At 63.3% G+C, this 14,898-nt stretch carries 9 protein-coding genes; 6 read left to right on the top strand and 3 right to left on the bottom strand.

Annotated features, from left to right (window positions below; all coding sequences use genetic code 11):
• Nucleotides 1-8: 8 nt before the first annotated feature.
• Nucleotides 9-788 (bottom strand): SDR family oxidoreductase, encoded by a 780-nt coding sequence (locus MESS4_RS20025; RefSeq protein WP_006334855.1) that lies wholly within the window; start codon nucleotides 786-788, stop codon nucleotides 9-11.
• 116 nt (nucleotides 789-904) lie between these two features.
• On the opposite strand from MESS4_RS20025, the gene MESS4_RS20020 reads away from it, so the two are divergent.
• Nucleotides 905-1,720 carry a UDP-2,3-diacylglucosamine diphosphatase gene (locus MESS4_RS20020; protein ID WP_081609804.1) on the top strand — a complete coding sequence of 272 codons (816 nt, stop codon included), beginning with the start codon at nucleotides 905-907 and terminating at the stop codon, nucleotides 1,718-1,720.
• Between the two features lie 214 nt (nucleotides 1,721-1,934).
• The gene (locus MESS4_RS20015) at nucleotides 1,935-3,152 is read left to right on the top strand and encodes an MFS transporter (protein WP_036241728.1); all 1,218 of its coding nucleotides are present in this window, start codon (nucleotides 1,935-1,937) and stop codon (nucleotides 3,150-3,152) included.
• Here the strand turns inward: MESS4_RS20015 and dgcA are convergent.
• Nucleotides 3,123-4,106 (bottom strand): N-acetyl-D-Glu racemase DgcA, encoded by a 984-nt coding sequence (dgcA, locus tag MESS4_RS20010; protein ID WP_006334850.1) that lies wholly within the window; start codon nucleotides 4,104-4,106, stop codon nucleotides 3,123-3,125. The two genes, MESS4_RS20015 and dgcA, sit on opposite strands and share 30 nt — an antisense overlap.
• Before the next feature lie 78 nt (nucleotides 4,107-4,184).
• Here dgcA and MESS4_RS20005 point away from each other — a divergent pair, with 78 nt between their 5' ends.
• Genes MESS4_RS20005 through MESS4_RS19990 form a run of 4 tightly spaced genes read left to right on the top strand, consistent with a single transcriptional unit; the run spans nucleotide 4,185 to nucleotide 8,271 of the window.
• The gene (locus MESS4_RS20005; protein ID WP_006334849.1) at nucleotides 4,185-5,369 is read left to right on the top strand and encodes an ABC transporter permease; all 1,185 of its coding nucleotides are present in this window, start codon (nucleotides 4,185-4,187) and stop codon (nucleotides 5,367-5,369) included.
• Between the two features lies 1 nt (nucleotide 5,370).
• Nucleotides 5,371-6,192: an ABC transporter ATP-binding protein gene (locus MESS4_RS20000; protein WP_006334848.1), complete on the top strand. Its 822-nt coding sequence runs from the start codon at nucleotides 5,371-5,373 to the stop codon at nucleotides 6,190-6,192.
• Nucleotides 6,193-6,206: 14 nt separating this feature from the next.
• Nucleotides 6,207-7,580, top strand: coding sequence for an MlaD family protein (locus MESS4_RS19995; protein ID WP_006334847.1), 1,374 nt, complete (start codon nucleotides 6,207-6,209; stop codon nucleotides 7,578-7,580).
• Nucleotides 7,581-7,617: 37 nt separating this feature from the next.
• Nucleotides 7,618-8,271, top strand: a complete 654-nt coding sequence (locus MESS4_RS19990) for an ABC-type transport auxiliary lipoprotein family protein (RefSeq protein ID WP_006334846.1) — start codon at nucleotides 7,618-7,620, stop codon at nucleotides 8,269-8,271.
• An 86-nt stretch (nucleotides 8,272-8,357) separates the two neighbouring features.
• Here the strand turns inward: MESS4_RS19990 and MESS4_RS19985 are convergent, their stop codons facing one another.
• Nucleotides 8,358-14,636 (bottom strand): Kinesin-like protein, encoded by a 6,279-nt coding sequence (locus MESS4_RS19985; protein WP_006334841.1) that lies wholly within the window; start codon nucleotides 14,634-14,636, stop codon nucleotides 8,358-8,360.
• Nucleotides 14,637-14,898 lie beyond the last annotated feature (262 nt).

Genomic DNA, 14,898 nt, shown 5'->3' with positions numbered 1-14,898 from the left:
GCTAGGTACTAGAACGCGCTGACGTAGAGACCGCCGTCCACCGGTATGTTCTGCCCGGTCAGATAGCCGGCATGGACCGAGCACAGGAAAGCGCAGATCTGGCCGAACTCCTCCGGTGTTCCGAGCCGCTTTGCCGGGACATTGGCTGCTGCCTGGGCCTTGCGCGCAGCAGCGGCAGCAGGGTCTTCAACGCTGCCGGGTTCATGCGGACCGCGCAGCCGGTCGGTGTCGAGCTTGCCCGGCAGCATGTTGTTGATCGTCACGTTACGGTCCATCACCGTCCGCGCCACGCCGGCAAGAAACGAGGTCAGGCCGGCGCGCGCGCCCGACGACAAATCGAGGCCGGGGATCGGCACATAGACCGATAGCGAGGTGATGTTGACGATGCGGCCGAAGCCACGCGCCGCCATGCCGTCGATGACAGCCTTAATCAGCTCGATCGGGGTCACCATGTTCTGGGTGACGCCCTCGAGGATCTTTTCGCGATCGAGCTCGCGAAAATCGCGATATGGCGGTCCGCCATTGTTGTTGACGAGGATGTCGGGATCAGGGCAGGCGGCGAGCAGCGCCTTCTGCACTTCGGGCTTCGATACGTCGCCGACGATCTCCGTCACCTTCACGCCGAATCGCTCGCGCAGCTCGGCGGCGGTTTTCGCCAGCAGCTCGGCATTGCGCCCATTGACGACCAGATCACAGCCGGCCTCGGCCAGCGCCATGGCGCAGCCGCGCCCTAAGCCCTTGCTCGAAGCGCAGACGATGGCCTTCTTGCCGCGAATGCCGAGATCCATGTTTTTTCTCCTCTGAGTGGCGGCAACCTACTCTTCGGACTGGCCTAATCGCAACCGTCATACGATTGTTGCATGAATCGGGGCATAGGCTGCTCGAAAGCAACGGTGACGATCTGATGTCAGGCGCAGAGCCCCGCACTTTTCGCAGCATGTTCATCTCCGACATCCATCTCGGATCGAAGGCGGCGAAGGCCGACTTCCTGATCGATTTCCTGCGCCACCACGATGCCGATATCATCTATCTGGTCGGCGATATCGTCGACGGCTGGCGCCTGAGACGAAGCTGGCACTGGCCGCAGAGCCATAATGACGTCGTCCAGAAACTGCTGCGCAAGGCGCGCAAGGGTGCCAGCATCACCTATATCGCCGGCAATCACGACGAGTTCGCGCGCCAATTCCAGGGCGTGCATTTCGGCGGCATCGTCGTCGCCGACCGCGCCATCCACGAGACCGCCGACGGCAGGCGTTTGCTGGTCATCCATGGCGACCAGTTCGACACCGTCGTCCACAATCAGCGCTGGCTGGCCTATCTTGGCGACTATGCCTACGACGCGGCCATGCTGGTCAACCGTGTCATCACGCGTCTGCGTCAGCTGCTCGGCCTTTCCTACTGGTCGTTCTCGTCCTGGGCCAAGGTCAAGGTCAAGAAGGCGGTGAACTTCATCGGCTCGTTCCAGACGGTGCTGACCGAGGAAGCGCGCCGCTCGCATGTCGACGGCGTGATCTGCGGGCATATCCACCATGCCGCGATCGAGAATTTCGAGGATGTGCAATATATCAACACCGGCGACTGGGTCGAAAGCTGCACGGCGGTGGTCGAGCATTTCGACGGCCGGATGGAAATTCTGACCTGGGCGCATATCCTGCCTGAAGCGCCAGACGAGCCGTTCATCCCGATGCTCATCGAGGACAGGGTGGTCGAGGCGGCCTGATGCGGCGTTAATTAGGGCGACGTGCGTTCGTTCGGATGCACAAAACACACCCTAATACTCTCTAATCTACGCATCGTGCCTTCCGAAAAGCGGAATCTATTTTCGGGCCGATGCGTTGGTCCAGGCGGTTTCGCCACCTTTTTCGGCATGTTATGGGATCGAGATGCGCTGCTGGCCGACTCGGCCGGATGTCGCGCCGACGGATCGCCTGCTGATGTCCTCCCTGCCGCCGCTTTCGCCCGAACAACTCGTCAAGCCGCGCCAGTTCGAGCTGCGCATGAGCCTGATCTTCTTCACGCTTTTCGTGCCGCTCGGCACGCATTTGCCTTACTTTCCGCTGTGGCTGCAGGCAAAGGGTTTTCATGCCGGTGAGATAGCGGTCATTCTCGCCGCGCCGATGTTCCTGCGCGTGGTGACGACGCCGTTGCTTACCGCGCTCGCCGACAGGGCGAGGGACCGCGCCAATGTCTATATCGCGCTGGTCGCCGCATCGATGATCCTGGCCGCCGGCTACTTCCTGCCACCGACCTACGCCATGGTGCTCGCCGTGTCGCTGGCTCTTGCCATCGTCTGGACGCCGCACTCGCCGATCGCCGATTCGCTGGCGCTGTCTGGTGTGCGTCGCTTCGGCTCGAACTATGCAAGCATGCGCAAATGGGGATCGATCTCCTATCTCTGCGCCAATCTTGCGGGCGGCTTCATCCTGTCGGCGACCAGCGCCGAAGCTGTTCCGGTGATCATCTTCGTGGCATTTGCCGCGGCACTTGCCGTCGGACTGATCGCGCCGCGCCTTGGCCGCCCCCGACGCGCCTCGCCACTTTCGGCCACTGATATCCAGCAATCGGCGCCAAAGCTTCTCAATGCGTATTTCCTGTATTTCTCCATTGGCGTCGGCGTCATCACCGCCAGTCATGCGTTTCTCTACGGCTTCGTGTCGATCTACTGGAAATCGATCGGCATCAGCGATTCGGTTGTCGGACTGCTCTGGGGATGGGGCGTGGTGGCCGAGATCTGCATGTTTTTGGCCTTCACCCGTGTCTTCGGCTCGTTCTCCGTCGTGTCGATCATGGTGATGGCCGGGATCGGCGCGATCGTCCGCTGGATCGCCTTCCCGCTGATCTGGCCGCTTGGTCTCGGCGTCGCCGGATTTTTTGCCGTCCAGACGCTGCATGCGATTTCGGTGGCGCTGGTGCTGATCGGCCTGCAGAAGATGATCGGCGAGACGGTTTCGGAAGAGCGCACCGGGGCCGCGCAAGGCATCGCCTATTTCTCCAACGGTTTTTTCACCGCCGTGGTGACGCTCCTTTCCGGCCCGCTATACGAGCGCTTCGGCGTGGACGGTTTTTTTGCGATGATCCCGATCGCCCTGATCGGGCTGGCGCTGATCGGACTTGCGGCGCGTTCAGCCCCACAGCCCCGTATCAGGGGGTGATACCAGCGATCCCCGGTACACAAGACCCGGAAGACGGTCGCGGGCCAGCAGCAGCGGACCGTCGAGATCGACGAAATCGGCATCCTGGGCCAGGAGCACGGCCGGCGCCATGGCAAGCGACGTGCCGACCATGCAGCCGACCATGACGCCGAAACCCAGTTCGCGAGCGCGGTCGCGAAGGGCGAGGGCTGCCGTCAGCCCGCCCGCCTTGTCGAGCTTGATGTTGACGGCATCGTAGAGGCCGGCGAGCGAGCCGAGATCCTTCGCCTCGTGCACACTTTCGTCGGCGCAGATCGGCACCGGATGCGCGATGCGGTTAAGAATGCCGTCACGGCCCGCGGGAAGCGGCTGTTCGATCAGCGCGATGCCATGTTCCGCGGCAAAGGCTAGGTTTTCTACGATGTTGTCGTCGCTCCAGCCCTCATTGGCATCCAGAATGATGCGGCTCGCCGGAGCCGCCTCCCTGACCGCGCGGATACGGGCAATATCGTTGTCGCCGCCGATCTTGACCTTGAGCAGCGGCCGCGCCGCGTTGGCGCGGGCCTGTGCGGCCATCGCTTCGGGCTCGCCGAGCGACAGCGTGTAGGCCGTCTCGAGCACCCGCAGGGGGGCGCTGCCGATCCTGGTGGCCACCGGCCGGCCGCCGGCCTTCGCCTCCAGATCCCAGAGCGCGCAGTCGATGGCGTTGCGCGCTGCGCCGGCCGGCATGGCGTCGAGCAGTGCTGCCCGGTCGATGCCGCCTGCAATCTGTCCCCGCATGGCCTCGATCGCGGCGCGGACGCCATCCATGGTTTCGCCGTAGCGCTTGTAGGGGACGCATTCGCCGCGCCCCGCATGGCTGCCCTGGCTGATCGTGCACGTGATCACCTCGGCCTCGGTCTTCGAGCCGCGCGAAATGGTGAAGGTGCCGGCTATGGGAAAGCGCTCGGCCTCGACCGAAATGACACGCGCCATATTTTTCTGCTCCGGCTGTGCGACAAGGGGCTTGTCGGCAAATCGACAGGTCGACCCCGTCAGGCTAAACAGGACGCCATGTTGACCACCCGCAAACGTTTCGCAAGCGGCACCCCCAGCGAGGCCGACCACCGGCCGCGTGTTGAGGCTGGTGAAGAGAGCGGTGTTCTGCGCTGTGCCTTCACCGGAAACTGGACGACGCGCACCGTGGCGCTGATCGATGCCGAGATGCGCAAGATCGAGAAACGCAGCGGTTTCCAGACGCTGACGCTCGACCTCTCCCATATCGAGAAGATGGATACCGCTGGCGCCTGGCTGATCGATCGCCTGGTCAGTGTCTTTGAAAAGAAGGGTATCGAGATCAACCTGCAGGGGCAAAGCGAGATCGCCTCCATCCTGCTCGGCGCCGTAGGCGACGCCGTTCGGCGCGAGCCCGAGTCCGGCAATGCCAGGCCGCCGAATATCATCATCCGCGCGCTCGAGGCGGTTGGACGGCGGGTCTATGAGATGCGCGACGATTTCCTGGCCTCGATGAACATTCTTGGCGCCACGATACAAGGCTCGCAGATGAAGCTCGGTCGCGGCCATGCGGTCAATCCGGCGGCGATCTTCAACCAGATCGATCGCATGGGCGTCGGCGCCATACCGGTGGTGGTGCTGATGTCGGCCATCGTCGGTGCGATCGTCGCCCAGCAAGGCGCCTATCAGCTCAGCTATTTCGGCGCCGACATCTTCGTCGTCGATCTGGTCGGCGTGCTGATCCTGCGCGAGCTCGGCGTGCTGATGACCGCGATCATGATCGCCGGCCGCTCGGGCAGCGCCATCACCGCCGAAATCGGCTCGATGAAGATGCGCGAGGAAGTCGACGCGCTGAAGGTGATCGGCCTCAATCCGATCGGCGTGCTGGTGTTTCCGCGGCTGGTCGCGCTGGTGATCGCCTTGCCTTGCCTGACGATCATCGCCAATTTCGCGGCGCTGGGCGGCGGCATGCTGGCTGCATGGCTCTATTCCGACATCGCGCCGGCTGCCTTCATCGACCGGCTGCGCGTCGCCATCGATCTCAGCACCATTTTTGCCGGCCTGATCAAGGCGCCGTTCATGGCCATCATCATCGGCACGATCGCCTCCGTCGAAGGCATGAAGGTCGGCGGCAGCGCCGAATCGCTCGGGCAGCACGTGACTGCTTCCGTGGTGAAATCGATCTTCGTGGTCATCATCCTCGACGGACTTTTCGCCATGTTCTACGCGGCGATCGAGTTCTGACATGGCAACGCAGGGCAGCACAGAGGCAACCGGGGTTGCGGAGGAAGCCGACGAAGACGAGATCGTGCTTTCGGCGCACGACATCACCGTCTCCTTCGGTGACAAGGTCATTCTCGACAAATTGTCGCTCGATATCAGGCGCGGCGAGATCCTTGGCTTTGTCGGCGCTTCTGGCGCCGGTAAGTCGGTTCTGTTGCGCACCATTCTCGGCCTGACGCACAAGCAATCGGGGACGATCAAGCTGTTCGGCGTCGATGTCGAAAAAGCGAGCGAAAGGGAGCGTCTTCGCATCGATATGCGCCTTGGCGTCCTCTTCCAGCACGGCGCGCTGTTTTCCGCGCTAACGGTGCTCGAAAACGTGCAGGTGCCGATGCGTGAGTATCTCGACCTGCCGCGAAAGCTGATGGACGAACTGGCGATGCTCAAGGTCGAATTGGTCGGACTGCCGCCGGACGCGGCGCGGAAATTCCCTTCCGAACTTTCCGGCGGCATGATCAAGCGCGCGGCACTGGCGCGCGCGCTGGCGCTCGATCCCGACATCGTCTTCCTCGACGAGCCGACATCCGGCCTCGATCCGATCAGTGCCGCGGAATTCGACGAACTGGTCGTCAAGCTGCGCGATACGATGGATTTGACCGTCTATATGGTCACGCACGATCTCGACACGCTGTTCACCGCCTGCGATCGGGTGGCTGTGCTCGGCAAAAAGAAGGTGCTGGTCGAAGGCACGATCGACGACATGCTCAAAAGCGAGGAGCCCTGGGTGAAATCCTATTTCCGCGGAAAACGTGCCCGGCAACTTGATCTTGCGGCGCGCGCATAGCCATAAGTGAGGCAATGGAAACCAGAGCCAACTACGTTATTGTCGGCATTTTCACGCTGGCCGCGATTCTGGCGGCCTTCGCTTTCGTCTATTGGACGGCCGCGATCGGCGACAGGGGCGAGACGGCGATGCTGCGCGTGCGCATTCCGGGCTCGGCTTCCGGTCTCAGCCGGGGCAGCTTCGTGCTGTTCAACGGCGTCAAGGTTGGCGAGGTAAAGCGCGTCTATATCGATCTCGACAATCCGACCGCCGCCATCGCCGACGCAGAAATCGGCAGGAATACGCCGATCACCAAGTCGACGCAGGCCGATATCGGGATCGTTAGTCTCGCCGGCCAGGCCAGTATCGAGCTCAAGGGCGCCGACCCCAAGGAAGCGAAGCTTCTCGACCAGGCGGAAGCGGAAGGCAAGGTTGCCGAGATCGTCGCCAATCCGTCGGCGGTCACCAACCTCTTGCAGACGGCACAGAACATCTTCACCCGCGCCGACACGGTTCTCACCCAGCTCGAAGGCTTCACCAGGGACGTCCGCGGGCCGCTGACGCAGACCGTCAACAATGTGCAGACCTTCTCCGACGCGCTGGCCAAGAACTCCGACGGCATCGACAAGTTCCTCGCCAGCGTCAGTTCGCTGTCGGACGAGTTGAAGGGCGTTTCCGGCAAGCTCGACGGCACGCTGAAGGCGGCCGAGGGGCTGCTCAACGCCGTCGACAAGGATCAGATCAAGAGCATCGTCGCCAATGTCGATACGGTGACCGGCAATCTGAAGGAAACCTCGAAGCAGTTCGACACCGTCATCAAGAATGTCGACACGGCGGTGGGGTCGATCAACGACTTCGCCCAGAAGACGCAAGGCACGCTAGCCAAGGTCGACGGTGTTCTCGACGGCATCGATCCGGCTGAGGTTCGCACAGCGCTGGCCAACATCCAGAAGGCCAGCGAGAATGCAAACAAGGCTGCCGCCGATATCGCCAAGGTGACCGACAAATTCGCCAACCGGGCCGACGACATCGACGAGACGATCAAGGATGCGCGGCAGCTCGCGCAGCGTCTCAACGATGCTTCGGTGCGCGTCGACGGCATCCTGGCCAAGGTCGACACATTGCTGGGCTCGGGCCAGGCGGATGGGGTGATGGCCGATGCCAGGGACACGCTGAAATCGTTCAAGCAGGTCGCCGACACGCTGAACGCCCGCCTCGGCACCATTACCGACAATCTGGCGCGATTCTCCGGACAGGGCCTGCAAAATGTCGAGGCGCTGGTTCAGGACAGCCGCCGCTCGATCAACCGTATCGAAGAAGCGGTGACGGACCTCAGCCGCAATCCGCAGCGGATACTTTCAGGGGGAGAAGGCGAGGTTCGACAGTTCGACGGCAGGGCGCGGCGTTGACTTCGGCCTTCCCACCCCGCAAGAACATGAACCACCAATGCAGGTTGATCTTACGATCTGGGGACAACGGGGATCACGTGTGAAGTCGATTTGGGTCAAATCGGGCGGCGTCAGATCGGCTGTGGCATTGCTTGCCCTGACGCTTGCCAGTTGCGCGGCTTTGCCGGGTGGCGGGCCGGCTCCACTCGATACGTATGAGCTTTCGGCGCCGTCGCTCGACGCGCGCAGCCACAGCCGCCGACAGATCCTCATCGCCCAGCCGTCGGCGCTCAAGGCGCTGGACAGCCAGAATATCGTCATCAGGCCGTCCGATCGGTCGATCCAGTATCTCAAGGGCGCGCAATGGGCCGACCGGCTGCCGCTGATCGTGCAGGCGCGGCTGGCCGAGACATTCCAGCGTTCGGGCAGCTTCGCCGGCGTCGGCAAGCCGGGCGAGGGGCTGGCGATCGATTATCAGGTGATCGTCGAGGTCCGGTCCTTCGAAGTCCAGGTCGACGGCGGCGAACACGCCGAGGTCGACCTGTTCGTGCGGATATTGAACGACCGCAACGGTGAGGTGCGTGCCTCAAAGAGCTTTACCGCGACCGCGCCCGTCTCGGGCACCGGCAACCAGGCCTATGTCGGCGCGCTCGACAATGCGTTCGGCGATGCGGCCAGGGATATCGTGCGCTGGACCGATTCGGTGATCTGAGAAAAACAAGACCCGGCCGCGGAACCCGCGGATGGAAATGAAAAAGGCGGGAAAATCTCCCGCCTTTTTTTACCCTATCGCCTGGATCAATGCAGGCGGCCGCTGGCGTGGGCAAGCATGGTGTAGACCTTGCCGGTGTCCGACGTCAGGTAGGTCTGAGCCATGATGTTGTCGCGGTCGTTGCGCGACACGTCCTTGAGCAGCTTTTCGAAATCGTCGCAGTAACGGTCGACGGCTGCGCGGAATTCCGCCTCGGTCTGATATTTGCGGCGGATTTCGTCGAAAGTCTGCTGGCCCTTCAGCGTGTAGAGACGCCGCGTGAACACGTCACGCTCGCCGCGCCGATAGCGGTTCCACAATTCGATCGAAGCGTCGTGATCGATGGCGCGGGCGATATCGACGGAAAGCGAATTGAGCGATTCCATGACATGAAGCGGCGAACGCTGGGCAGGGGCCGGGCGCGGCGTTTCTGCCGGAGCGGCGGGCCTGGCGTCCTCTTCGCGCGATGCCCCGGTCAGGAGATCGCGCACCCAGCCACCCTGCGGTGTCCGGGTATTGGGGTCGCGCTGACGCGCCGTCTCAACCGGGCGTTCCAGGTCGAGCGTGCCGCGCAGGGTGGTGCCGCCGGCTCCGGCCAACGGCGGCGGAGGCGCACGACGCTCTGGCACTGGTGGCATGGGAGCGCGGCGTGGCGGCTCGGGGGCGCGCGCGGCAGGCGCCTGCGGCGCCGGACGCAGACTGCGTGGCTCCGAGGGATCGGCGCCGCGGCCTGATTTCGCAACGATATCCGAAAGTTCCTTCAACGCGTTGATCTGCTCCGACACGGCACGGCGGATGGCCGTGGTCGATTCCTTTGCTTCCTCCGGCATCTCGATGACGCCCTTTTTGAGCTCGGCGCGGGTGAGGTCGAGCTCGCTCTTGATCGAGCCGGCGGTGCGGCGCATCTCCTCGGTTGCGTCGGCGAAACGCTTGGTTGCCGAATCGACGACCTCGGAAATGGCGGAGCGGATCTTGTCGGCCGATTCCAGCGTCTTGCCTTCCGCATTCTGCAGCGTCTGGCCGACCAGGTTCTCGAAGGAGCGCATCACCTTTTCCAAGTCTTCCGACTTCTTGACCAGGCCGACGGCGAGATCCTCCAGCGAGGACTGGCGCTCCAGCGTGTGTTCGAGGTTGCTCTGGGCCGAGCTCAACAGGTCCGAAGCGCTGGACAGCAGCCGGCTGTGCTCGTCGAACTTGGTGGCGATCGAGGCGACCTCGCGCAAGGTGGCGGACGACAGTTCGGTAAGCCGGGTCGTGTTCGAATCGACCAGGCGCGCCGAACTGGCGAAGGTCTGCGCTGCTTTCTCGGTCGTTGCGGCGAAGCTTTGCGTGCTGCCGCTCAGGCGTTCGTCGACCTGGCCGAGATTGGTCGCCGCCTGCTCGATCAACTGGCCGAGCTGCGCACTGGATGTGCTCATGCGGCCGATAAGCTCGGCGACGCTGTCTGAAAGCGTCGAGCGTGCCCCGTCGACGGCCGACAATGTTTCGGCCGTGCGGCTGGCGAGCGCGTTGACGAGCAAGGCGTTTTCACTGCGTAGCTTCTCGGTGGCGCGTTCGGTGACTTCTTCCATGCTCCTTTGCAGTTCCGAGCCGCCCTGGGCGAAGCGCTCGACCAGTGGCCGTGCCGTTTCGTCGAGGATTTTCGATATCTCGGCCGAACGCGCCGCAAGCATGGTGTTGAGTTCACGGGTGTTGGTGCCGATGGTCTTCGCTGCATCATTGGTGCTCTGGCCGATATGCTGGCCGACCGCGGTGAAGGTTTCCGCGATCGCGTTGGCGCGCGAAATGAGTTGCGCCTCGGCGGTCGAAACCTGCTCGTTGAGCCTCTGGCCCATCGCCTCGGTGGTGTAGGCGAGACGGTTCTCGACACCGGCAAGCTGGTCCTCAATGCGAGCCGCCGCAGTCGCCGCGGTTGACGCCAGACGCTCGTCGGCGTCGGCGAGCGCCTGCTCGACTTCGCGAGCATGGACGGCAAGTTCCTGACCGGTCTGCCTTGCACGTTCGGCAACACGCTGCTCGGTGCTGGCGAAGGCCCCGACGATGTTGTCGGCATGCTCGCCGATCGTCGACGTGCTGTCGGCGATGCGCGACACCAGACGGTGATCCGCTTGGTCGAAGATGCGGCCGATCTCGGACGCGCGCGCCGACAGCGCTTCCGAACCTTCGGCAATGCGCGATACCAACTGCTGGTCGGCGGCGTCGAAGATGCGGCCAAGGTCCGACGCGCGTGCCGCAAGCGCTTCGGCCGACTCGCCGATGCGCACGCCGAGCCGCTCGTCGGCGCCTTCGAAATTGCGCAGGATATCGCCGGCGCGTGCGGCCAGCGACTGCGCTGTTTCGACCGCGCGGGCAACCAGTTTCTGGTCCGCCGCATCGAATGTTCCGGCGATCTCGCTGGCACGGACGGCCAGTTGATCGGCCGTTGCCTGGGCGCGCGCCAGCAAGGAGTTCGTCGTGTCGTCGACACGGGCCATGAGCGTGCTCGATGTATCCTCGGCGCGGGCAATGAGAGCGCTCGACGTGTCCTGCGCACGCGCTGCGAGGCGGCGATCGGCCTCCTCGAAGGTGCGGGCGATATCCTCTGCCCTGGCAAGCAGGGCAGCCGAGGTCTGCTCGGCGCGTTCGGCGATCTTGCGGTCGGCATCACTGAACGCCACACCCGCCTGCTCATGCAGCGCGCCGGTGACTTCCATGACCTTTTCGCGCAGCGCTCCCGCAACGAAGACAGCGCTTTTCTCGAGCACGGCGCGGACGTTGTCGACGCCTGTCGACAGCGCGCGTTCCATGGTTCCGGTCCGCTCCTCGACGATGCTGGTCTGCCGGCTGAACGCCTGCTCGATCTTTTCGACATCCGCGGCGATGGCATCCGAGATGTCGGTGCTTCGGGCGGCGATCTGGTCGATATGGCTGGACAAGGAACGATCGACGTCCTTGCGCGTATCGGCAAGCTTGGAGAGATCGTCGTCCAAGGCGCGGGTCAGCATGTCGCGGCCTTCGGCAAGCTTGCCGACATGGCCGGTGATGATGTCGTCGACCTCGCCGCGGCTTGCCGCAAGCTTCTGCAGATCAGCCTCCAGCGCACGCTTGAGGATATCGCGGCCCTCGGATAATTTCTCGACTTGGCCGGCGACCAGGCCGTCGATGCTCGAGCGGCTTTCGGCCAGCTTGGCGAGGTCGTCCTCAAGCGCCTTCGACAGCGTCGAGCGATCCTGGAGGAGTTTTTCGGCGTGATTGCTGACGAGGCTGTTGACGCTGCCGAGATCGGCTTCCAGCGCACGCACAAATTCCGCGCGATTGTCGGTCAGCTGCTGGGACTGGTCGGCGACGACGCCCTTGATCGTGTTGAGATCGGCTTCCAGCGCACGCCTGAGGATATCGCGGCCCTCGGACAGCTTCTCGACCTGGCCGGCGACCAGGCCGTCGATGCTCGAGCGGCTTTCCGACAACCTGGCGAGATCGTCTTCAAGGGCCTTCGACAAGGCCGAACGATCCCCGATCAACTTCTCGGCGTGGCTGTTGACGAGATTGTTGACGCTGCCGAGATCGGCTTCCAGCGCGCGCTTGAGGATATCGCGCCCCTCGGCCAGCTTCTCGACCTGGCCGGCGACCAGGCCGTCGATGCTCGACCGGCTTTCCGCGAGCTTGGCGAGATCGTCTTCGAGCGCCTTCGACAGGGTCGATCGGTCCTGAGCGAGCCTGTTCATGTGGTCTGAGATAAGGCCATTGACGCTCTGCAGGTCGGTTTCCAACGCCTGTGAAAGCTGGCTACGGTCTTGCGCCAGCGTTTCGGACTGGCTTGATATGACGCCCTTGATCGTGTTCAGGTCGGATTCCAGCGCGCGCTTGAGGATGTCGCGGCCTTCGGCCAGCTTCTCGACCTGGCCGGCGACCAGCCCGTCGATGCTCGAGCGGCTTTCCGCCAGCTTGGCGAGATCGGCCTCGAGTGTTTGCGACAACAGGCTGCGGTCCTCGGCGAGCCTGCCCGAATGGTCGGAGATCAGGCCTCTGATGCCGGAGAGGTCGTTGTCGAGCGAACGCGACAGCCCGGCGCGGTCTTCCGCCAGTTTCGCGGAATGACTCTCGATCAGACCCTTGATGCCGACAATGTCGGTCTCCAGCGCCTTGGCAAGTACGGCGCGACCTTCGGCGATCTTTTCAACCTGGGCGGCGACCAGCCCGTCGATGCTGGCACGGTTGTCGGCCAGCTTGCCGAGGTCGGCCTCCAGCGCCCGCGAAAGAATGCCGCGGCCCTCGGCGAGCTTTCCGACATGCCCGGCGACCATTTCATCAATGATTGTACGGGCTTGTACAAGTCTCCCGGAGTCTTCGTCGAGAGCCAGCGCAAGCCTGTTGCGGCCTTCTTCGAGCCTTTCGAGATGGCTGCCGAGCGAAGCGTCGATGGCGGCGCGCGACTCATTGACCTTGCGCAGATCCTCTTCGAGCGCGCGCGAGATCAGGCCGCGGCCCTCGGCAAGTTTCTGCACCTGGTCGGTCACGGCTGCGTCGATGCCGGCGCGGCTCTCGCCGAACTTCGCCAGATCGGCCTGCATTGCCGCCGCCATGCGCTCGCGGCTTTCCGACAGCTTGCGGCTGTGGTTTTCGACGGCTTCCTCGATGCCGACGCGGGCGTCGGCAAGTCGCTGGATATCGCTGTCGAAGGAACGGGAGACGACGTGACGCGCCGCTTCCATGCGCCCGGCGAAGTCGCTGGCGCGCGCTTCAAGCATGGACGAGGTCGACGAAACGATGTCGGCCATGTCGGCGCCGATCTGGGTCTTGCCCTGATCTATCATCACCGACAGCGTGTCCTTGCTTTCCTGGAAAGCATGGGCGATTTCGCGCGCGCGCTCGACCAGCGTCTCGTTGATCTGGCGTGCACGGGCCTCCAGCGCGGCGTTGAGCTTCTGCGTGCCGGTGTCCAGCGCTTCGGCGCGGGTCTGGAATTCGCCGATCAGCGCCTGACCGCGTTCGGCAAGCGTGCGCTCAATGCCGCTGAGGCTGGCTTCGAATTCGGAGCTCAGCGTGCGCGCGGCGCCGCCGAGCAGCGACACCATGCCGGTGGTCCGATCGTCGAGCAGGTCGGTCAGCGACCGTGTCAGACCGTCGGTCGTATCCGTCAGCTTGGCGATGCGCGTATCGAGAAGGCTGGCGAAGGCCTCGCCGGAGGTCGACAGCCGGTCGGTGATAGTGTCCAGCCGGCCTTCCACCTGATCGAAGATCGACATCGAGCTTTCGTTGATCCTGTCGATCAACGTATCGCCGGAATTGGTGATGGTCATCGACAGCTTGGTCGAAGCGTTGAGGATGCTGTCGCGAATGAGGTCGCTGGCAGACCCGATTTCATCCTTCAGCGTCTCATGCGCGCCGGTGATCGATGCGCGCACGCGCTCGGCGTGGGTGACCACCGCTTCGCGCTCGCTGCCCAGCCCGTCGACGAGCGAACGGATGCGGGATTCGTTTTCCGAATAGGAGCGTTCGATCTGGTTCACCTCGCTGTGGACCAGGGTTTCGAGCTCGACGGCGCGCGCCAGCGTGCGCTCGATGCCTTCGCCCATGGCCGCCACCTCTCGGCGTACGGCCTGGCCGATCATCATGACTCGATCCTGGGCAAGGTTTTCCGGTTCGGCCAGGCGGAAAGCCACTTCCGTCATCGACTGGGCGGCGATGCGCATTTCCTGGGCGCGGCGGATCATGGCCGCAAACGCCCAGAACAGGATGACGGGCAGGATTGCCGCGACCGCCAGGCCGATCAGTTCGGGACGGGCGAAAAACTGGTCAAGCGTACGGATTTTCCAGATGTCCGGTCCGAACAACAGATTGGCCAAAGCTCCGGCACCCGCAATCCAGGCCAGCGAAACGATCGCCACGACCCAGTAGATCGTGTTCGAGGCGCGCCGATTGAGGCTGTGGAGAAGCGTCTTGTAATCTTTTTGACGATCGTCATTGGCTGGCGCGAAACCGGCCGGCTGCGAGCCATTACGCATTTCCACAGGGCGCAGCTCGGCGGGCTTGGCCTTTGCCGCGGGTTTCGCGCTTTGGCTCTGGTTGGCGGCGGGCGCCGTCTTTTGACTTTGGCTTGCGTGACTTTGGTTTGCGAGGGACGCCGCCGTCTCGCTCTGGCTGACGACAGGCTCCGCGCTCTGGTTGCGGCCTTCGCGCGCCAGCTCGTCCGCAGCCTGCGATATCTGCGCTTCCAGGTCTTCCATCGACGCCGCGATGTCGAGGTCGCCGCCGGCGTCCCCGCTCAGGTCGATATCAAGCGCTTTTTCGAGTTCCTTGGCTACGTCGCTGTCGAGCGTTCTTGTCGTCGTTGTTTTCTTCGCCATGCCTTCGCTACCCTGTACAAGCTGCCGCGGGACTTATGATTGTGATTTTCGCATCCCGCGCAGGAGGCTGAAAAATGGACCCCTCGTATCGTAATGACACACCGGGGTAAAGAAAACATGCATTCCGCGAGATACGTAAAACTTTAAATATAAGGTTAACAACACCGTGATCCCGGCGCCGTTTTCGCAACATTTTTCCCGGCCATTCATTAACCCGTTGTCCATGGGATTCGCCTAGCTTTTCCGGCGATCCGACGATCAG

Origin of the sequence: Mesorhizobium sp. STM 4661 (assembly GCF_000359125.1) — a bacterium.
GTDB lineage: Bacteria > Pseudomonadota > Alphaproteobacteria > Rhizobiales > Rhizobiaceae > Mesorhizobium.
The sequence above is the reverse complement of the archived record's forward strand: the minus strand, read 5'-3'. Positions and strand labels throughout refer to the sequence as shown.

Bases quoted from the DNA above. Each gene is read 5' to 3' on its own strand.
- MESS4_RS20025 (WP_006334855.1), bottom strand. From the start codon at position 788: ATGGATCTCGGCATTCGCGGCAAGAAGGCCATCGTCTGCGCTTCGAGC.
- MESS4_RS20020 (WP_081609804.1), top strand. From the start codon at position 905: ATGTCAGGCGCAGAGCCCCGCACTTTTCGCAGCATGTTCATCTCCGAC.
- MESS4_RS20015 (WP_036241728.1), top strand. From the start codon at position 1,935: ATGTCCTCCCTGCCGCCGCTTTCGCCCGAACAACTCGTCAAGCCGCGC.
- dgcA (WP_006334850.1), bottom strand. From the start codon at position 4,106: ATGGCGCGTGTCATTTCGGTCGAGGCCGAGCGCTTTCCCATAGCCGGC.
- MESS4_RS20005 (WP_006334849.1), top strand. From the start codon at position 4,185: ATGTTGACCACCCGCAAACGTTTCGCAAGCGGCACCCCCAGCGAGGCC.
- MESS4_RS20000 (WP_006334848.1), top strand. From the start codon at position 5,371: ATGGCAACGCAGGGCAGCACAGAGGCAACCGGGGTTGCGGAGGAAGCC.
- MESS4_RS19995 (WP_006334847.1), top strand. From the start codon at position 6,207: ATGGAAACCAGAGCCAACTACGTTATTGTCGGCATTTTCACGCTGGCC.
- MESS4_RS19990 (WP_006334846.1), top strand. From the start codon at position 7,618: ATGCAGGTTGATCTTACGATCTGGGGACAACGGGGATCACGTGTGAAG.
- MESS4_RS19985 (WP_006334841.1), bottom strand. From the start codon at position 14,636: ATGGCGAAGAAAACAACGACGACAAGAACGCTCGACAGCGACGTAGCC.